The organism is Amycolatopsis sp. A133, from assembly GCF_031082405.1.
GTDB lineage: Bacteria > Actinomycetota > Actinomycetes > Mycobacteriales > Pseudonocardiaceae > Amycolatopsis.
This window is the reverse complement of sequence record NZ_JAVHJU010000036.1, coordinates 339,409-358,368: the sequence shown is the minus strand read 5'-3', so window position 1 is coordinate 358,368 and position 18,960 is coordinate 339,409. Positions and strand designations below refer to the sequence as shown.

At 71.7% G+C, this 18,960-nt stretch carries 17 protein-coding genes; 10 read left to right on the top strand and 7 right to left on the bottom strand.

Annotated elements, in window-relative coordinates:
* Nucleotides 1-130: 130 nt before the first annotated feature.
* The 4 genes from Q5425_RS24490 to Q5425_RS24475 all read right to left on the bottom strand — a co-directional run bounded on the left by Q5425_RS24490 (nucleotide 131) and on the right by Q5425_RS24475 (nucleotide 3,665).
* A complete protein-coding gene (locus Q5425_RS24490) occupies nucleotides 131-784 on the bottom strand; it encodes an ATP-dependent Clp protease proteolytic subunit (RefSeq protein WP_308674633.1) in 654 nt (217 codons plus the stop codon).
* Nucleotides 785-809: 25 nt separating this feature from the next.
* Complete coding sequence (locus tag Q5425_RS24485) at nucleotides 810-1,415, bottom strand: ATP-dependent Clp protease proteolytic subunit (protein WP_308674632.1); 606 nt, start codon at nucleotides 1,413-1,415, stop codon at nucleotides 810-812.
* A gap of 138 nt (nucleotides 1,416-1,553) precedes the next feature.
* Nucleotides 1,554-2,945 carry a trigger factor gene (tig, locus tag Q5425_RS24480; RefSeq protein WP_308674631.1) on the bottom strand — a complete coding sequence of 464 codons (1,392 nt, stop codon included), beginning with the start codon at nucleotides 2,943-2,945 and terminating at the stop codon, nucleotides 1,554-1,556.
* Between the two features lie 129 nt (nucleotides 2,946-3,074).
* The gene (locus Q5425_RS24475; protein WP_308674630.1) at nucleotides 3,075-3,665 is read right to left on the bottom strand and encodes a TetR family transcriptional regulator; all 591 of its coding nucleotides are present in this window, start codon (nucleotides 3,663-3,665) and stop codon (nucleotides 3,075-3,077) included.
* A 138-nt stretch (nucleotides 3,666-3,803) separates the two neighbouring features.
* Here Q5425_RS24475 and Q5425_RS24470 point away from each other — a divergent pair, with 138 nt between their 5' ends.
* Entirely contained in the window at nucleotides 3,804-5,912 is a 2,109-nt protein-coding gene (locus Q5425_RS24470; RefSeq protein ID WP_308674629.1) for a fatty acid desaturase, read from the top strand.
* Between the two features lie 111 nt (nucleotides 5,913-6,023).
* Here Q5425_RS24470 and Q5425_RS24465 read toward each other — a convergent pair whose 3' ends face one another.
* The gene (locus Q5425_RS24465; protein ID WP_308674628.1) at nucleotides 6,024-6,578 is read right to left on the bottom strand and encodes a hypothetical protein; all 555 of its coding nucleotides are present in this window, start codon (nucleotides 6,576-6,578) and stop codon (nucleotides 6,024-6,026) included.
* Nucleotides 6,579-6,754: 176 nt separating this feature from the next.
* Here Q5425_RS24465 and Q5425_RS24460 point away from each other — a divergent pair, with 176 nt between their 5' ends.
* The 3 genes from Q5425_RS24460 to Q5425_RS24450 all read left to right on the top strand — a co-directional run bounded on the left by Q5425_RS24460 (nucleotide 6,755) and on the right by Q5425_RS24450 (nucleotide 10,953).
* On the top strand, nucleotides 6,755-8,293 hold the full coding sequence (locus tag Q5425_RS24460) for a HAMP domain-containing sensor histidine kinase (protein ID WP_308674627.1): 1,539 nt from the start codon (nucleotides 6,755-6,757) through the stop codon (nucleotides 8,291-8,293).
* 148 nt (nucleotides 8,294-8,441) lie between these two features.
* Entirely contained in the window at nucleotides 8,442-10,286 is a 1,845-nt protein-coding gene (locus tag Q5425_RS24455; RefSeq protein WP_308674626.1) for a glycosyltransferase family 39 protein, read from the top strand.
* 109 nt (nucleotides 10,287-10,395) lie between these two features.
* A complete protein-coding gene (locus tag Q5425_RS24450) occupies nucleotides 10,396-10,953 on the top strand; it encodes a GNAT family N-acetyltransferase (protein WP_308674625.1) in 558 nt (185 codons plus the stop codon).
* On the opposite strand, the gene Q5425_RS24445 is transcribed toward Q5425_RS24450, so the two are convergent.
* Together Q5425_RS24445 and Q5425_RS24440 are read right to left on the bottom strand one after the other, a co-directional pair.
* Nucleotides 10,898-12,076, bottom strand: coding sequence for a hypothetical protein (locus Q5425_RS24445; RefSeq protein WP_308674624.1), 1,179 nt, complete (start codon nucleotides 12,074-12,076; stop codon nucleotides 10,898-10,900). The genes Q5425_RS24450 and Q5425_RS24445 overlap by 56 nt on opposite strands.
* Nucleotides 12,073-13,140: a helix-turn-helix domain-containing protein gene (locus tag Q5425_RS24440; RefSeq protein ID WP_308674623.1), complete on the bottom strand. Its 1,068-nt coding sequence runs from the start codon at nucleotides 13,138-13,140 to the stop codon at nucleotides 12,073-12,075. Before Q5425_RS24440 ends, Q5425_RS24445 begins: the two co-directional genes overlap by 4 nt.
* A gap of 236 nt (nucleotides 13,141-13,376) precedes the next feature.
* Between Q5425_RS24440 and Q5425_RS24435 the strand changes: the two genes are divergently transcribed.
* The 6 genes from Q5425_RS24435 (at nucleotide 13,377) to Q5425_RS24410 (ending at nucleotide 18,851) form a co-directional block, all read left to right on the top strand.
* The gene (locus tag Q5425_RS24435; protein ID WP_308674622.1) at nucleotides 13,377-13,997 is read left to right on the top strand and encodes a hypothetical protein; all 621 of its coding nucleotides are present in this window, start codon (nucleotides 13,377-13,379) and stop codon (nucleotides 13,995-13,997) included.
* A gap of 20 nt (nucleotides 13,998-14,017) precedes the next feature.
* The gene (locus Q5425_RS24430; RefSeq protein WP_308674621.1) at nucleotides 14,018-14,680 is read left to right on the top strand and encodes a Crp/Fnr family transcriptional regulator; all 663 of its coding nucleotides are present in this window, start codon (nucleotides 14,018-14,020) and stop codon (nucleotides 14,678-14,680) included.
* An 80-nt stretch (nucleotides 14,681-14,760) separates the two neighbouring features.
* Nucleotides 14,761-15,033 carry a hypothetical protein gene (locus Q5425_RS24425; protein WP_308674620.1) on the top strand — a complete coding sequence of 91 codons (273 nt, stop codon included), beginning with the start codon at nucleotides 14,761-14,763 and terminating at the stop codon, nucleotides 15,031-15,033.
* Complete coding sequence (locus Q5425_RS24420; protein ID WP_308674619.1) at nucleotides 15,030-15,653, top strand: hypothetical protein; 624 nt, start codon at nucleotides 15,030-15,032, stop codon at nucleotides 15,651-15,653. The genes Q5425_RS24425 and Q5425_RS24420 overlap by 4 nt, the downstream gene beginning before the upstream one ends.
* 94 nt (nucleotides 15,654-15,747) lie before the next feature.
* A complete protein-coding gene (locus Q5425_RS24415) occupies nucleotides 15,748-17,004 on the top strand; it encodes a bifunctional glycosyltransferase family 2/GtrA family protein (protein WP_308674618.1) in 1,257 nt (418 codons plus the stop codon).
* On the top strand, nucleotides 17,004-18,851 hold the full coding sequence (locus Q5425_RS24410; RefSeq protein WP_308674617.1) for a glycosyltransferase family 39 protein: 1,848 nt from the start codon (nucleotides 17,004-17,006) through the stop codon (nucleotides 18,849-18,851). The genes Q5425_RS24415 and Q5425_RS24410 overlap by 1 nt, the downstream gene beginning before the upstream one ends.
* Nucleotides 18,852-18,960 lie beyond the last annotated feature (109 nt).

Genomic DNA, 18,960 nt, shown 5'->3' with positions numbered 1-18,960 from the left:
TTGCCACTGACGGTACCCGTCCGATGCCGCGGGCGGGAACACCCACGAGTTCCGGGAGCACGTCAGAGGACGACCCTAAACCAGGATGCCGGTGTGTGTCGTCTTCTCGACACACACCGGCCTGGCGGAACTACAGAGCCGACGCCTTGCGGTACGGGAGTACCTCGTCGATGATGCCGTACGTCTTGGCCTCTTCGGCCGTCAGGATCTTGTCGCGCTCGATGTCGGTCCGGATCTGGTCCGGGTCCTTGTTCGTGTGCTTGGCCAGGATGACCTCCATCTGGCGCCGCACCCGCTGGATCTCGTTCGCCTGGATCTCCAGGTCCGAGACCTGGCCGTAGGTGCCCTCGGTGGCCGGCTGGTGGATCAGCACGCGCGAGTTCGGCAGCGCGTAGCGCTTGCCCGGCGTGCCGGCCGCCAGCAGCACCGCGGCGGCCGAGGCGGCCTGGCCGAGGCAGTACGTCTGGATGTCCGGGCGGACGAACTGCATGGTGTCGTAGATCGCCATCAGCGAGGTGAACGAGCCACCCGGCGAGTTGATGTAGACCAGGATGTCGCGGTCCGGGTCCTCGTGCTCGAGGTGCAGCAGCTGGGCCATGACGTCGTTCGCCGACGCGTCGTCCACCTGCACGCCGAGGAAGATGACCCGCTCTTCGTACAGCTTGTTGTACGGGTTCGACTCCTTGACGCCGTAGCTGGTGCGCTCGACGTAGGACGGCAGGATGTACCGCGACTGGGGGATGTTCGGGGCCCGGAAGTCACCCGGGAGCCTGAAGTTGCTCATCGAAAGTCTCCTTGGTGCTTCGGGCTCAGCGGGAGCCCGGACGGGCGATGTCGGCGGTGAGGACGTGGTCCACGAACCCGTAGTCCTTCGCCTCCTGCGCGGTGAACCAGCGGTCGCGGTCCCCGTCCTTGATGATCTGCTCCACCGTCTGCCCGGTCTGCTCCGCGGTGATCTGCGCCAGCTCGCGCTTCCACTTGTTGAACAGGTCCGCCTGGATCGCGATGTCCGACGCCGTGCCGCCGACACCGGCCGACGGCTGGTGCATCAGGATGCGGGCGTGCGGCAGCGCGTAGCGCTTGCCGGGCGTGCCCGAGGAGAGCAGGAACTGCCCCATCGAGGCCGCCATGCCCATCGCGTAGGTCGCGACGTCGGGGCGGATCAGCTGCATCGTGTCGTAGATGGCGAACCCGGCGGTGACCGAGCCACCCGGCGAGTTGATGTAGAAGCGGATGTCGGACTCGGCGTCGTCGGCGTCGAGCAGCAACAGCTGCGCGGTGATGCGGTTGGCGATCTCGTCGTTGACCTCGGAACCGAGGACGACGATGCGCTCCTGGAGCAATCGCTCGAACACCGAGTCGGTGAGGGTGAGCCCTGCGGTGCCGGTCCGCGCCTCGGGCGTGTGCTGCGTCACGTCTGCCTGCCTTTTCGCCGGCAGCGGCCCGGTGCTGACGGCCGCCGCTGTCGTTTCAGATGCTTGAGATCTTGTATCCGACCCTAACGAACTTGGGCGGCGCAGAATGCCTGACACCGCCCAAGTTCGCTCACAGCTTCACTCCGCCGGAGTCTTCGCCGTTTCGTCGGTGACCTGCGTCTCTTCGGTTGCCGCGTCGGCGGCCGGCTCGTCGCTGCCGAACAGCTCCGAAAGGTCGACCTCGGCACCCGAGCCGTCGGTCACGGTGGCCTTGCGGACCACCGAGGCGAGGGCCTTGCCGCGCCGGACGTCGGCGTAGATCGCGGTCAGCTGGCCCGACTGCTGGGCGCGCTGGACGTACTCGTCCGGGCTGATCCCGAAGCGCTGGGCCTGGTAGATGATCCGCTCGGTGAGCTCGCCGTCGTTGACCGACACCTCTTCCTTGTCGGCGATGGTGTCCAGCAGCAGCTGCGTGCGGACGGCCTTCTCCGACTCGGTGCGGGTCTCCGCGTCGAACTCCTCGAGCGTGCGGCCCTCGGCCTCGAGCGCCTGCGCGAACTGCGCCTCGTCGTGGTCGAACGGGTGGATCGCGTCGTGCTTGCGGTTCTCGATCTCGGCGTCGAGCACCTTCTCCGGGATCGGCACCTCGGTGCGCTCCAGGAGCTCGTCGAGCACCTTGTCGCGCGCCTGGACGCCCTGCTGCATCTTCTTGACGCGGCCGAGCCGCTCGCGAAGGTCGTTCTTGAGCTCTTCGATCGTGTCGAACTCGCTCGCCATCTGGGCGAACTCGTCGTCGGCCTCGGGCAGCTCGCGGGTCTTCACCGACTGGACGGTCACGGTCACCTCGGCGTCCTTGCCGGCGTGCTCCCCGGCGACGAGCTGGGTGGTGAACGTCTTGGTCTCGCCGGCGGTGGCCCCGACGATCGCCTCGTCGATGCCGTCGACGAGCTGGCCGGAGCCGATCTCGTAGGACAGCCCGGTGGTGCTCGCCTCCTCGACGGCCTCGCCGTCGACGGTCGCGGCCAGGTCGATCGAGACGAAGTCGCCGGTCTCGGCCGGGCGCTCGACGCCGGTCAGCGTGCCGAAGCGGGCGCGCAGCTCGTCGAGCTGCTCGTCGACCTCCGCGTCGGTCAGCTCGACGTCGTCGACGGTGACCGCGAAGCCTTCGAGGTCGGGCAGCTCGATCTCCGGGCGCACGTCGACCTCGGCGGTGAACTCGAGGACGTCGCGGTCCTCGAGCTTGGTCACGTCGAACTCGGGGTTGCCGAGCGTGCGGACCTCGTTCTCGCGAACGGCCTCGATGTACTTGGCCGGGATGGCCTCGTTGACGACCTCGTCGAGCACCGGGCCGCGCCCGATCCGGCTTTCCAGGACGCGAGCGGGCGCCTTGCCGGGCCGGAAGCCCGGGATGCGCACCTGCTGGGCGATCTTGCGGTAGGCGCGGTCGAAGTTCGGCTTGAGCTCGTCGAACGGCACCTCGACATTGATCTTGACTCGCGTCGGGCTCAGCTGCTCGACGGTGCTCTTCAAGGTCTTCTCCTCGAGCGGTAACGATTGTGGTGGACAATCCTGCGGAAATGGCCCCGCCCCACGTGCAGGCCGGGACGTCCGAGTCTAGGCCAGTGGCCCGCGCCACCGGGCCGGGGGCCACCTGCGAGGTCACCGGCCTAGCATCCGGCCGATCACCCAGCGCATCTGGCCGCTCGCGTGCGCCACCGACCCGGTGGGCTGAACCAGGTGGGAGAGCAGCAGCCGGACGAAGGTCTCGACGGCGACCGTCCACTCCGAAGGGGTCAGCCCGGCCTCCGGGTAGCACCGCGCGCACAGGGCCGCCACGGTGTCGACCGAGCGCTCGAGCACGCCCTCGGGGCGGGTGGTGAGCAGCGGGAGGAAATCGTCGCGGCCACCCTTCGGGCACCCGAGCGCGAGCAGCAGCAGCGGGTTGGCCCTGGCGGCTTCGAGGGTCCGGTGGAACGCCGCGGTGACGCCGTCGACCGGGCGGCCGGGGTGGGCGGCGACGACCTCGGCCACGCGTTCGGCGAAGCGCTCGGTTTCGCGCAGCACCAGCGCCTCGGCCAGTTCGGCCTTGGAGCCGAGTTCGTTGTAGACGGTCTGCCTGCTGACGCCGACGTGCGCGGCCAGCTTGCCCATCGTCACCGCGGTCCAGCCGTCGACGGCGATGAGATCGGCGGCCGCGTCCAGCAGCCGGTCCCGGGTGCGCGCCGGGGCGGGGTGGGTGACGGCCTTCACATGGGCAGCTTACCCAGCGCTTGCGTTCTGCTGGCCGGGACCTTTTTTCGAAGCGTGGCGCAACGTTTACAAAGCCCGGCGGGTTGTCTACGGTGACTCCCGCCTCGCCAGGAGCTTCTCGACCGAGGAGACCGCTCGATGCCCGTCGTCGATACCCCGCCGCGCGGCTCCCGGACGTCCGGAGCGGCACCGTCGCCCGCGACCGGCGTGCCGGCCCCGCGCTCGGTGCCCTCGCCCCGCATCCCGCTGCCCCGCCTCTCGGTGCCGACCCTCCTGCTGTTCACCGGCGGCGCCGCGCTGTGGGCCACGGCGACCTGGCTGCTGCTGGCCGGCATCGCGCCGCCGGTGTACACCGTGCCGCTGCACGCGATCGTCACCTTCACGATGTTCACCGTGGTGCACGAATCGGCCCACCACGCCGCAGGGAAGCTGACATGGGTCAACGAGGTGCTCGGCCGGCTGGCGATGCCGTTCGTCGCGGCGTACGCGGCGTTCCCGCTGCTCCGGTTCATCCACAGTGAACACCACCGCAACACGAATGCGGACTCCCACACGGATCCCGACGCATGGACGTCGCAGGGAGCCTGGTGGTCGCTGCCGTTCCGCTGGCTCACCATCGACTGCTGGTACGCGCGCTTCTACACCGCCCGCGTGCGCACCCGGCCGGCCCCGGAGCGGGCGGAGACGATCGTGGCGCTGTCGCTGGCGTTCGTCGCGGCCGCGACGCTGATCGCCTGCGGTCACGGCCGGGAGCTGCTGCTGGGGTACCTGCTGCCGCAGCGGATCGGGCTGGCCGTGCTGGCGTGGTGGTTCGACTGGCTGCCGCACCACGGCCTGCCGGCCGCGAAGCCGCGGGACAAGTTCGGCACCACGCGGGTGCGGGTGGGGCTCGAGTGGCTGATGACGCCGATGATGCTGTTCCAGAACTACCACCTGGTCCACCACCTCCACCCCGCCGTGCCGTTCTACCGCTACCTGCGGGCGTGGCGGGACAACCGGGACGCGTACCTGGCCCGCGACGTCCCGATCATCACGGCGTGGGGCCGGGAGCTGACCCCGGCGGAGTACCGCGCGTGGCGGCGGCTGGCCGACGACCTCGGCGACCAGGAGCCCGGCCCCGAGCCGCCGCCGCTCTGGCCGAGCCGGTTCCACCGGCTGCGGGTGCGGGAAGCCCGGCCGCTGACCGCCGACGCCGTCGCGATCACCTTCGACGTCCCGCCGCACCTGGCGGCGGAGTTCCGGTTCACCCCGGGCCAGCACGTGGCGGTCCGCGCGGTGGTCGACGGCCACCCGGTGCGGCGGACGTACTCGATCTGCGCGCCGTCGGATTCGGGCCGGCTGCGGATCGCGGTGAAGCGGCGTCCGGGCGGGGCGTTCTCCGGCTTCGCGACCACGACGCTGGCCGAGGGCGACGTCCTCGACGTGCTGCCGCCCTCCGGCGCGTTCACGCACACCCCGGATCCGGCGCGGACCGCGCACTACGTGGCGCTGGCCGCCGGCAGCGGTATCACGCCGGTGCTGTCCATCCTGGTCAGCACGCTCACCGCGGAGCCGCACAGCCGGGCGACGCTGCTGTACGTCAACACGTCGGGCGCGACGACGTTGTTCGCGGCGGAGCTGAGCGCGCTCGCCGAGGGGTTCGGCGGGCGGCTGCACGTCGTCCACTACCGCACCGACGAGCGCGACCCGGACCTGCACGCGCACCGGCCGCGGCACTTCGACACGATCGGCGAGGCGCTCGCCATCTCCCACGAGCGCTACCAGCGCGGCCGGCTCGACGGGACGCGGCTGCGCGCGCTGCTGCAGAACCGGCTGCACCCGGCGAAGGTCGACGAGTGGTTCCTGTGCGCGCCGCGTGGCCTGCTGGAGGTGGCCCGCCGCACCCTGGCCGACGCGGACGTCCCGGAGGAGAACGTCCACTTCGAACTGTTCCGCGGCGCGGCACCCCCGCGCGACCCGGCGGGCACGGCGGCGAAGGTGGCGGTGACGCTGGGCGGCACGACGACGTGCGTCGCGGCCGAAGCCGGCGAGACGGTCCTGGACGCGGCGTTGCGGGCCGGGCTCGAAGTGCCGTACTCGTGCACGGGCGGCGCGTGTGGAACGTGCCGGGCGACGCTGCGGCACGGCCAGGTCGACATGGACGTCCGGTACGCGCTGACGGAGGACGACGTCGCGGCGAGCCGGATCCTGACGTGCCGCTCCCGCGCGACGACCCCGGAGGTGACGGTCGACTACGACCGCCGCTGACCCCCGGCCCAGAGCGCCCCAATGTGGCGTTGGTTGCGTCCAACGCACCCAACGCCGCGTTCGGTGCGTCCAACGCACCCAACGCCACATTGGGGCGCTTGGGAGCCGGGGTCAGCCGGTCTGGGTCGGGGCTCCCGAGGGTGGTGTTCCCTGGCCGCTGCCCGGCGGCCGGCCTTGGCCGCCCGACTCGCCGTCGGTCACCGACGTCGCCGTTGCCGTGCTGCCGGACTCCGTGGCCACCACCGTGACCGTGTCGCCCGTCGCCAGGCCGGTCGCCTGGTCCGACGTGATCGTGTACGTCTTCGAAAAGCCGTCGTCGCTCTTCGCGGTCAGCGACGTCGCACTCAGCTCCGTCACCTCGCCCGTCTGCATGATCTTCGTGACGTAACCGCCGTTGCCGTCGGACGACACGTACTCGCCGTGCAGCGCCGAACCCAAGGCGCCCGCGCCGCCCGGCATGCCGCCCGGGCCGGCCTGGGCGTCGGTGGCCGCCGACGACGACGATGCGGCCCAGATCGCCGCTCCCCCGCCGGCCACGATCACCGCCGCGACGGCGCCCGCCGCGATCTTCCTGCCCGGGGACCGGGCCGGGCGCGGTGGCGTGCCCGGTGCGGGCGCGGCGCCCCACGTCTGGTCCGGAGTGGACGGTGCCTGCGGTGTGGTCATGTCTTGCTCCTCAACGAGATCCTTCGGTGCGATCCACGGTGGAGCCGGCCGCTGTGTGCGGACTGTGCCTGCCGTCAGCCGTTCCTGTGACCGGCGGAAGCGCGGGCCGGTCACCCCACAGCCGCCTCACAGGCAGCACACAACCCGCACACACGGCGCGGACGGACGCTGGATCCATGGCCGCGCGAACCACCTCGCCCCGCCCCCGCCGGGGGCGGCTTTCGCTGCGCGCGAAACTGACCGGCTCGATGGTCGTGCTGCTCACCGTGGTGTGCCTGATCGTCGGGGTGGTCAGCGAGTTCGCGCTCGACGTGTTCCTCACCCGCCAGGTCGACCAGCAGCTGTCGGCCGCGGCGAACCGCTCGCTCGTCTTCGCGAGCAACGCCCAGCCGCCGAACGGCGGCCCGCCACCGGAAAACCTGGGCCAGCACCCGCTCGGGCAGAACGTCGGCACGGTGAGCGGCACCTTCTCGGGCCGGCAGCTCGTGCGCGACGACAGCATCTCCGAGCACGGCGGCCGGCTGAACCTCACCGCGGACCAGCAGGCCGTCCTGCTCTCGGTGCCCGCCGACGGCAAGCCGCACACCGTGTCGTTCGCCGACCTCGGCGAGTACCGCCTGATGGCGCTGCCGGTCGCCGGGACGTCCGACGTCGTGGTCACCGGCCTGCCGATGAAGCCGGTCACCGACACGCTGCTCACCGTCGGGCTGATCCTGTTCGGCGTCGCCGCCGCGGGGGTGCTCGGCGCGGCCGTCCTGGGCGCGTTCGCGGTCCGCCGCACGCTGCGCCCGCTCGAGCGCGTCGCGGCCACCGCCGGCCGCGTCACCGAGCTGCCGCTCGACCGCGGCCAGGTGGCGCTGTCCATCCGGGTGCCGGAGGCCGACACCGACCCGCGGACCGAGGTCGGCCAGGTCGGCTCGGCGCTGAACCTGATGCTCGGCCACGTCGCGCAGGCACTGGAAGCGCGCCACGACAGCGAAATCCGGGTCCGGCAGTTCGTCGCCGACGCCAGCCACGAGCTGCGGACCCCGCTGGCCGCGATCCGCGGGTACGCCGAGCTGGCCGCCCGCGGCAGCGCGCTGGTGCCGCCGGACGTGGCGCACTCGATGGGCCGGATCCAGTCCGAGGCCGTCCGGATGACGGCGCTGGTCGAGGACCTGCTGCTGCTCGCCCGGCTCGACGCGGGCCGTCCGCTGGACGTCCGCGACGTCGACCTCACCCGGCTGGTCGCCGACACCGTCGGCGACGCCCGGGTCGCCGGGCGCGGGCACCGGTGGCTGCTGGAGCTGCCGCCGGAGCCGGTGCTCGTGTTCGGCGACGTCCAGCGCCTGCACCAGGTGCTGGCGAACCTGCTGGCGAACGCCCGCACGCACACCCCGCCGGGCACGACGGTGGTGACGGCGCTGGCCCGCACGAAGGACACCCGCAGCGCCGTGCTGACGGTGACCGACGACGGCCCCGGCATCGCTGCCGACCTGCTGCCGGACGTCTTCGAGCGGTTCGCCCGCGGCGACTCGTCGCGCTCCCGCCACGCCGGCAGCACCGGGCTCGGGATGGCGATCGCCTCCGCCGTCGTCGTCGCCCACCACGGCTCGATCGAGGTGCACAGCCGGCCCGGGCGGACGGAATTCGCGGTGCGCCTGCCCGTGGCCGTGCCCGCACAGCGGGTGCACAGCATCGGCACAACCCGGCCCCAGCTCGGCACCGGAAGCTGAGATCATGACCGCTGTGACATCCGGGGCTTCGCCCCGGGCCGGGGGCTCCGCCACCCGGAGCCCCCGCAAAGAAGCCGTGACATCCGGGGCTTCGCCCCGGGCCGGGGACCACCGGGAAGAAGCCGCACTCGCGGCACGCGAAACCGTGGTGACCCCGTCAGTACCCACCCGCCGTTCGTGGCACCGGCCGGCCCTTGCCGTGCTCCTGCTCGGGACCGCCGTGCTCTACCTGTGGGATCTCGGTGCTTCCGGATGGGCCAACGCCTTCTACTCCGCGGCCGCCCAGGCGGGAGCGCAGAGCTGGAAGGCGCTGTTCTTCGGTTCCAGCGACGCGGCCAACGCGATCACCGTCGACAAGACCCCGGCCGCGCTGTGGGTGCTGGGCCTGTCGGCGCGGCTGTTCGGCGTCAACGCGTGGAGCATCCTGGTACCGCAGGCGCTGATGGGCGTGGGCTCGGTCTGGTTGCTGCACGCGACCGTCCGCCGCTCGTCCGGCCCGACGGCGGGGCTCGTCGCGGGTCTGATCCTGGCACTGACACCCGCCGCGGCGCTGATGTTCCGGTTCAACAACCCGGACGCGCTGCTCGTCCTGCTGCTGGTGGCGGGCGCGTACTGCGTGGTGCGTGCTTGCGAGAAGGCGAGCCCGCGCTGGCTCGCGCTGGCCGGCGTCGCGGTCGGATTCGGGTTCCTGGCGAAGATGCTGCAGGCGTTCCTGGTGTTGCCCGCCTTCGCTCTCGCTTACGTCGTCGCGGCACCGGTGTCGCTCGGCAAGCGGCTGCTGCACCTGCTCGGCGCGCTCGGAGCGACGGTCGCCGCCGCGGGCTGGTACCTGGTGGTCGTCGCGCTCTGGCCGGCGGCTTCGCGGCCCTACATCGGCGGGTCGCAGACGAACTCGCTGTGGGAGCTGGTGTTCGGCTACAACGGCTTCGGCCGCATCACCGGCGACGAGGTCGGCAGCGTGGGCGGCGGCGCGGGACGCGGCTGGGGCTCGACGGGCCTGACCCGCCTGTTCGGCAGCGAAATGGCGGGCGGTATCGCGTGGCTGCTGCCGGCGGCGCTGCTGGCGCTGGGCGCGGGCCTGTGGTTCACCCGCCGGGCCCCGCGCACGGACGCCTCCCGCGCGGCCCTGCTGCTGTGGGGCGGCTGGCTGCTGGTGACGGCGCTGGTGTTCAGCTACATGGGCGGGATCATCCACCCGTACTACACGGTGGCCTTGGCCCCGGCGGTGGCGGCACTGGCCGGCACGGCGGCCGTCCAGCTGTGGCGGCTGCGCGCGCACCCGGCGGCGTCCGGCCTGCTCAGCGGCGGAGTGGCGTTGACGGCGCTCACGGCGTACCTGCTGCTGGGTTCCTCGTGGCAGCCGTGGTTGGCCCCGGCGGTGCTGGTCGGCGGCCTGCTGGCGGCGGTGGCGCTGTTCTTCGCCACGCACTTGACCCGCTGGGCGGCATCGGTCGCAGCGGCGTTCGCCCTGGTGGTGTTGGTGTCCGGCACGGGCGCGTACACGCTCGCCACGGCGGCGACGTCCCACAGCGGCGCCATCCCGTCGGCCGGCCCGGTGTCGGGCTTCGGCGGCCGCGGACCCGGCGGCGGCCCCGGCTTCGGTGGTGGCGGCCGCGGCGGCGGCCCGGGTTCGCTGCTGAGCACGACAACGCCGGGCGCTTCCCTCACCGCCCTCCTCCGGCAGGACGCATCCAGCTACACCTGGACGGCGGCAACGGTGCTGTCGAACGCGGCGGCGGGCTACCAGCTGGCGAGCGGAGCCCCGGTGATGGCGGTGGGCGGGTTCAACGGAACGGACCCGTACCCGACGTTGGCGCAGTTCCAGCAGTACGTGGCGCAGGGCCGGATCCACTACTTCCTCGGCGAAGGCATGACGATGCAGGGCACGACCGGCTCGGACGCGGCCCAGCAGATCGCCGAGTGGGTCGCTTCCCACCACGAGGCCTCCACTGTGGACGGTGTAACGGTGTACGACCTGGCTGCGACGGCGTGAGACACGACGAAAGCAGGGTGTGACGCCGGTCCGGCCCCGGGCAACCTGGTCAAGGACCGGCTCACTCCGGCACACTGTGTGGTGCCCAGGCGAAGAGGAGTCACTGCCGATGCCCGAGCCTTACGTACGGTCGGCCCGCTTCGCAGACCTGAAATCGTTCGCCGCAGCCCTCGGTGACCGCGAATTCTTCGAAGATCGCTTCGAGCGGCAGCGGAAAGGCCTCGGGGAGCTGTTCCTCGCCTGGCTGGGCCTTCAGCCCGCGGGCGCCGTGTACCTGTGGCTGGAAGAGGCCGAGGAGCGGCCCATCCGCTGGCATCTGCCGCGCGTCCCGCTGATCACGCACCTGGAGGTCCGCCGGGACCTGCGGAACCTCGGTGTCGGCCAGGCACTGGTCGGCGCGGTCGAGCACCTCCTCGTCGAGCGGGGCCACGAGCGGGTCGCGCTGGCGGTGCGGACGGACAACCACGACGCCGCCCGCCTCTACCGACGGCTCGGCTACCGGGACTGGGGCCACGGCGTGGTCGTCTGCTACGCGCGGGCGATCTCGCCGGACGGCTCGGTCGTGACCGAGGCCGAACCCTGTTTCGTGCGGGTCAAGGACTTGGTGCCGGTCACACCGGCGCCGCGGACGGAAGCGCGGCCGATCGGGGCTTCGTACCCGTCGTGAGCTCGACGTCGGTACCGGAGCGGGCCTCCGGCGGGATGCCCAGCGCGGCGACGGCGTGCTCGATACCCGAGCGGCCGTGGTGGTCGCGCCGGAGATCGGTGATCCGCTGCCGCCAGCGCACGCAGTCCTCCTGCCAGGCCCGGAGGTAGCGCACGCACAATTCCGGCTTGATCAGTTCGCTGCGGCCGATCGCCGCTCTGAGCGCGCTGACCATCCGCGCCTGCTGGCCCGCCTCGATCGGCGACGCCTGCACCAGCTTGATGGTGTCCCGGATGATCCGCCGCCGGTCGGCGAGGAAGTCCCGCCAGTACGCCTTGCTGGCGTGCGCCAGGCCGAGGTGGCTGTCGAACAGCCCGAACACGCCTTCGGCGAGGGTGTCGCCCAGTTCCTCGCTGCGGGCGCGCCGGGCGTCGCGGTAGGGGTCGTAGGGCTTCTGGACCGCGGTTCCCGTGCTCGCCGACGGCCGCAGCCTCATGCCGTCCAGCATGAAGAACCAGTCTTCGTTGTAGACGTTCGGGAAGAACGAGCTGAACGCGGCTTCGCCGACCGCGAGCGCACCGCCGCCGATGAAGGTGTCCTGCTTCTGCCCGGCGTCCCGGATCGCGTGGCACACCACGGAGTTGTCCGGCATGCCCACGTTGGCCAGCCCGACCACCGGGTATTCGCCGAGCAGACCGGCGGCGACGTCGAGGTCGGCGGGATGCGGCAGCTCGATGTCGTCGTCGAGGAAGAGGATCCGCTTCCAGCCGGCGAGCACCGCGATGAGCAGCCCCAGGTTCCGCTTGAAGCTGGTGTCGGTCTGCCGCTGGAAGCGGGTGAAGCGCAGGACCTGGTCCGTGGCGAACTCCGGCACGAGCCCGGGGTTCAGCAGGTCGGTGTCGATGGCGAGCGCGCGGACCCCGGCGTTCTTCGCCTCGAGGGCCGCACTCGACGCGGTGGAACGGAGGCTGCACAGCAGGAGGAGGAAGACGTTGCGGTCCTTGGCCGCGGCGATCGCCTGCCGCAGGTAGACGGCGGGTCGTGCGGTGGGCACGATGATCGCGTCCATCGCCGCACCGGAGACGTCCGCCGGGTCGAAGTGCGCCAGGAGGTCCTGGTGCGACTCGTGTTGCCGCGGGTTCACCCGGCAGCCTCGGGCCACTCGTGCAACCGGTTCTCCTCGAGGGTCCAGTCGGGAGTGATGCCCTGTCCGCCGACGACAGGCACCCGGCTGATGATGCTGAACGATTCCACATCGCCGAACCGCGCACGCACGTATGCGATGTTGCGGTCCCGGAAGCGCGCGTCCGTCAGCGCGCGAACCGCGCCGAGTGTGCCACGACCGTACATACCGTTGCACACGGTCACGGTGCGCTTCCGGTTGAACGGGCTTTCCCCGCGGTAGAAGTGGGCGACGTCTTCCAGCAGGCGCCCCCCGCGGTCGAGCTTGGGCTCGAACAGCTTCGGACGGCCGCCCGAGTGCACCCGGAACCCGCCGTGTTCGGCGTCGTCCTCCCGGGCGACCTGCTCCACCGGGAGGTCCACCCGCTCGATCACGTCCCGGGTCACCGAATTCCAGTCCACCCCGCCGAGCAGGACGAGGTGGCTGGTGTAGTCGTCCGCCGTCAGCTCCTCGCTGGTGCAGAACTTGACGTTGTTGCCGGGGTTGCGCGCGCGGATGTGCCCGAACAGCTCGATCAGCGCGTCCGGGTCGGCGTAGGTGTACAGCGAGACGAAGTCGGCGCTCTCCGGGTCCGCATAGGACAGGTGCCGCCGGTACTGTTCCGGCAGCCGGGCGCAGACGATCGTGATGTTCTGGTCCTCGTCGAACGTCCAGATGTCGGCCGCCGGCCCCGGACCGGCGAGTTCCTCTCCTTCGCGGAGCCACAGCAGCTCTTGCAGGAGCTCATCGCGCTGGGTCCGCTCCTCGTCCGTCAGTTGTTCGGCAGGGAGGACACGCAGGGTGCCGCCGTCCAGCGACCGGCGGGTCGCGAACAGCGTCGCGTAGGCCTCGAGCCGTCTGCTGGGCGGTGCGACCGGCTTGTCCGGGTTCTCCCAGGACGAGATCAGCGAGATGCTGAGCGACCTGAGCCCGCCGAGCGCCTGGGCGAGCTGAGCCTGGGTGATACCGGCTTCGGGCCAGCGCGTCTCGCGCAGCGCGCGCAGGCGGCGGGCGAGCGCAGGCCGAGGCTGGTGGACTGGGGACACGACTCGGGCCGCCCTTCAGGAAATTTCAGTACTCCCGACGAGGGCACTGATAGTACTCCCTGTCACTGACGTTTCGGCCGACGGCCCGCCGGAGCCGGGACTGAAACGTTACGCCCAGCACAACGTCCTCACACCGAACGGATAACACCGATTCATCTCAGTTGATCCGGGGTACTTCACGGGCTTACAGTCTCCTTGACTGAACTTCAGTTTTGATCTGAAGGCAGGAGCAGGCCATGAGTACTCCAGCGCACCACGTCCCCCTCCACCGGGCCATCGTGGCGGTCGACATCGAAGGCTCGACGACGCGGACCAACCCGGCCAGGGCTCAGCTCCGCACCGTCCTCTTCGAGCTGCTGGACGAAGCCCTCGTGGCCGGCGGGATCACCAGGAAGTTCCGCGACGGTTTCGTCGACCGGGGTGACGGCGCGCTGTGCCTGGTCCGGCCGGTCGACCAGGTGCCGAAGCCGGTGCTGCTCACCACCGTCGTCCCCACGCTGGCGACCTTGCTGGACAGGCACGCCGAGAGCCATCCGGAGCTCGCCTTCCGGCTCCGGGTCGCCGTGCACGCCGGCGAGGTGCACTACGACAGGCGTGGCCCGTACGGCGAGGACGTCGACATCGCCTGCCGCTTCGTCGACGCACGCGAACTCCGGCGGCAATTGAGTATCACGGCCGCTCAGCTCGTGCTCGTCATCTCGCAGGAGATGCACCGGTCGGTCGTCCGGCACGGCTACCCGGGGATCGATCACGGCGCCTTCGCCCAGGCGGTGCACATCAAGGTCGGCACTCAGCGGCTCCGCGGGTGGATCCACACCCCGGAAGCCACCCGCAGCCGGGAGGGCATGACCGCGTAGCACGGGACGAGGTGGGGACAGTGGAACCGACGGGCTTCTGGGCCGGACTGGCCCCGGCCGATCGCCGCAAGCTGACGGAGTCCGCCGCGCGGCGGACCTACCGGCGCGGCGAAACCGTGTGCCGGGAAGGCGACCTCTCCAGCGTTGTGCTGGTGCTGCTGGCCGGGCACGTGCGGATCGTCCACGGCACCCCGGACGGGCGCGAAGTCGTCGCCGGGGTACGGGGTGCGGGTGACGTCGTCGGCGAGCTGGCCGCGATCGACGACCTGCCGCGTTCCGCGACCGTCGAGGCGCTCGACGACCTCGACGTGCTCGAGATCCCCGGCGACCGGTTCGCCGCGCTGTGCCGGGCGCGGTCGCGGATCTCCTGGGCGCTGCTGCTCGTGCTTTCGGCCCGGCTGCGGTCCGTCGGCAGGCAGTGGCTGGACGTCGGCGGCGGAGGCGCGGCACGCCGGGTGGCGGCGCAGCTCATGCAGCTGGCCGTCCAGCACGGCGTACCGCGCGGCGACGACATCCGGATCGCGGTCCCGGCCACGCAGGCCGAACTGGCGATGACCGCGGCGATCTCCCGTGAGTCCTGGGCGCGCGTGACGCGCGACCTGCGCCGGCAGGGGGTGATCAGCACCGGCAGAAGACAGGTGACGATCCACCGCTTGGCCGAACTTCGACGATTGGCGAGCTGAATCCCGCGGTGTGTGTCAACTGACACACAGGGCACGGCGAGCCGGAGGTTTCCTGGATCCACAGCAGAGGAGGCGTACCGATGGACCCCTACACCCCCGCCCCGCGCCCGAGCCGCTGGCGCCGTGGCGTCTACGCGGCCGGTCTCGTCATCCCCTTCACCGCTTCGCAGCTCTGGGCGCTGCTGGTGCTGCTGCGGCTCGCGCCGCTCAACGGGCTGGTGGGTCAGGCCTTCGTCCTCGTCCTGCTGGGTTCCGCGGTCGCGATCTGGGCCGGCTGGCGCTGGACCTGGCAGCTCGGCCGCGACCGGGACCGCAAACCCGAGCCCGCACCCAAGACCCGGATCCCGACATGACGTCCGGGCCGGTGATCGTCGCCGCCCTCGTGGTGGCCGCCGGCACCGGACGTCTCCTGCGCCACCTCGGCGGCCTCCTCCGCCGCCGTCCGCCCGAAAGGAGCACGGAAATGACCAGCACGCCACCGACCTTCCCGCTGCGGGTCTACCACTGGCGGTGGGAGATCCTGGCCGTGACGCTGCTCCCCTACGTCGTGGTGACGTTCGCCCTGTGGGCCGGTCCGCTGTGGGCCTCGGCGGTCTTCGCCGGCGCGCTCGGCTTGGCCGTGCTGCGCCGCCGCCGCGTGCAGGCGCGGGTGCACGCCATCCGCCTGCAGCACCGGCTGCGGGCGGTCTTCCCGCAGCTGCGCCTGCCCGGCGGCCGCCACCCCGCGATCCTGTGGAGCCGGCCCCGCGGCGGCGACATCGTGGTGTCGCTGTACGGCCGCGAGGCGTTCGAGCACCTCCACCGCCACCGTTCGGTGCTGGCCGCCGCCTGCTCGGTGCCCGAGGTGTACGTCGACCGCCACCCGCGGTACGCGAGCCTGGTGACGCTGACGATCAGCCCGACCGAGGCGCACCACGAGCCGGGTCGCGCTTCCCTGCCGAGCAACGTGGTCCCGCTGCGGGCCCACAGCTGAACCCCGCCGGTGCCCGGCCGCGCGCCGGGCACCGCACAGGAACCGCACAGAGAGATCACACGGTCACCAAAGCGGCAGCCGCGACCGTAGGGGCATGACAGCCACCGCCTCCGCGTCGCGGCCCGGGACCGTCCCGGTCGATCTGGCCGGCCCGCAGCCCGTTCTCGACGTCGTCATCCCGGTCTGCAACGAAGAGACCGACCTCGAACCGTGCATCCGCCGGCTGCACGCCCACCTGGCCGAGCACGTCTCCTACCCGTACCGGATCACCGTCGCCGACAACGCGAGCACCGATGCGACGCTGCAGGTGGCCGAACGCCTGGCCCGGGAGTTCCCCGAGGTCGCGGTCCACCACCTCGGCGAGAAGGGCCGCGGCCGCGCGCTCAACGCCGTCTGGCAGGCCTCCGACGCCGCCGTGCTCGCCTACATGGACGTCGATCTCTCCACCGATCTCGCCGCGCTCGGGCCGCTCGTCGCGCCGTTGCTGTCCGGGCACTCCGATCTCGCCATCGGCAGCAGGCTCGCCCGGGGGGCGCGAGTGGTGCGCGGCCCGAAGCGCGAGTTCATTTCCCGCTGCTACAACCTGATCCTCCGCTCGACGCTCGCCGCGAAGTTCAGCGACGCGCAGTGCGGCTTCAAGGCCATCCGCGCCGACGTCGCCCGCGAACTGCTGCCACACGTCGAAGACACCGGCTGGTTCTTCGACACCGAGCTGCTCGTGCTGGCGCAGCGGGCCGGGCTGCGGATCCACGAGGTGCCCGTCGACTGGGTCGACGACCCGAACTCGTCGGTCCACATCGTCAAGACGGCCGTCGCGGACCTCAAGGGCATCGCCCGCGTCACAAAAGCCACGTTCACCGGGGAAATCCCGGTCAGCAGGCTGCGCGAGCAGCTGGGCCGGCAGCCGATCGGGGTCGACGCGCCGGGCGTGCCGCCGCGGCTGGTGACGCAGCTGGTGCGGTTCGCCGCGATCGGCGTCGGCAGCACGCTCGCCTACCTCGTGCTGTTCCTGCTGCTGCGGACGGTCGTCGGCGCGCAGCCGGCCAACTTCGCCGCGCTGCTGGTGACGGCGGTGGGGAACACCGCGCTGAACCGGCGGCTCACGTTCGGCATCCGGGGCCGCGCCGGCGCCGGGCGCCACCAGTTCGAAGGGCTGCTCGTGTTCGGCCTCGGGCTCGCTTTGACCAGCGGATCGCTGGCGCTGCTCAACGGATCCACCACCCCCGGCCTCGTCCTGGAGCTCACCGTGCTGGTGCTGGCGAACCTCGCCGCCACCGTGCTGCGGTTCCTGCTCCTGCGCGGCTGGGTGTTCAACCCGCGCCGCCAGGCCGCGCTGAAGAAGGAGTACTGATGACCGCCGTCCTGTCCACCCCGGTCACCGAGCAACCGAAGCACCGCAAGGAACCCGGCGTCGACCCACCGCCGCGGTGGGTCCGCCCGGCGGTGTTCGGGCTGCTGGCCGCGACCGCGGTGCTGTACTTCTGGAACCTCACCGCGTCCGGCTACGGCAACTCGTTCTACGCCGCCGCCGTCCAGTCCGGCACGCAGAGCTGGAAGGCCTGGCTGTTCGGGTCGCTGGACTCCGGCAATGTACTGACCGTCGACAAGCCGCCCGCGGCGCTGTGGGTCGCCACGGCGTTCGCCCGGATCTTCGGGTTCTCCAGCTTCACCGTGCTGGCCCCGCAGGCGCTCATGGGCGTCGCGTCCGTCGGGATCCTCTACCTGACGGTGAAGCGGACTTCCGGCCCGGCCGCCGGTCTGCTGGCCGGCGCGGTGCTCGCGGTGACGCCGGTCGCGGCGCTGATGTTCCGGTTCAACAACCCGGACGCGCTGCTGGTGCTGCTCATGGTCGCGGGTGCCTACTTCGTTGTGCGGGCCACGGAAAAGGCGAGCCCGCGGTGGCTGGCGCTGGCCGGCGTCGCGATCGGGTTCGGCTTCCTGACGAAGATGATGCAGGCGTTCCTGGTGCTGCCGGCGTTCGGCCTGGTGTACCTGATCGCGGCGCCGGCGTCGCTGGGCAAGCGGCTGCTGCACCTCGGCGGCGCGGTGGTGGCGCTGGTGGTCTCGGCGGGCTGGTACATCGCGCTGGCCGACCTGTGGCCGACGTCGTCGCGGCCGTACATCGGCGGGTCCGAAGGGGACAGCCTGCTCGAACTGGCGTTGGGCTACAACGGGTTGGGGCGCATCTTCGGCGGCGGTGCGGGCGGCGGCCCCGGCGGTGGCGGGGGCGGGAACACCGGCTTCGGCGGGGCGGCCGGGCTGTTCCGGATGTTCGGCTCGAGCTTCGGCACGGAGATCTCGTGGCTGCTGCCCGCCGCGCTGATCGGGCTGGTCGCCGGGCTGTGGTTCACCCGCCGGGCGCCGCGCACCGACCGGACGCGCCTGGCGCTGGTGCTGTGGGGCGGCTGGCTGGTCGGCACCGCGCTGGTGTTCAGCTTCATGAGCGGCATCGTGCACCCGTACTACTCGGTGGCGCTGGCCCCGGCGATCGCGGCGCTGGTCGCGATTTCGGGCCGCGCGCTGTGGCAGGGCCGGGCCCACGCGGCGCCGCGGGCCGTGCTGGCCGGCATGGTGGTGGCGACGGCGGTGTGGTCGTTCATCCTGCTCGACCGGACGCCGGAGTGGTTTCCGGCGCTGCGCTGGATCGTCGCGGTGCTCGGGGTGCTGACCGGGACGGTGCTGGTGATGGGCGTCCCCGGCGTCCGCCGGGCGGCCGCGGTGGTCGCGGCGGCGCTGGTGCTGACGATCGGCGTGTCGTCCGCGGCGTACGGCGTCGAGACGGCGTCGGTGGCGCACAGCGGCTCGATCCCGACGTCCGGCCCGACGTCGAGCGCCATGGGCGGCGGTTTCGGCGGCGGTCCCGGCGGCGAGGACGCGTCTTCGAGCGCGATCGGCGCGCTGCTGGCGAAGACGACGACGAAGTGGGCCGCGGCGACGACGGGTTCGCAGAACGCGGCTTCGCTGGAACTGGCCAGTGGCAAGGCGGTGATCGGCATCGGCGGCTGGAGCGGTTCGGACCCGGCCCCGACACTGGCGGAGTTCAAGGCGTACGTCGCGGCCGGCGAGGTCGAGTACTACCTCGAGGGCGGCCGTGGCGGCGGCCCGGGCGGTGGATCGTCGGAGATCACGGCCTGGGTGACGGCGAACTTCACCGCCACCACCGTGGATGGGCAGACGGTTTACGACTTGCAGAGCTGAAGAGCGTGTGGAGGGGTCGTGAGTCCGCTCACGGCCCCTTCGCGCGTGACCGCTCGGAGCGGCTCTTACAGAGAAAGTATAGAAATCTTCCGTACCTTGGCGGCGAACG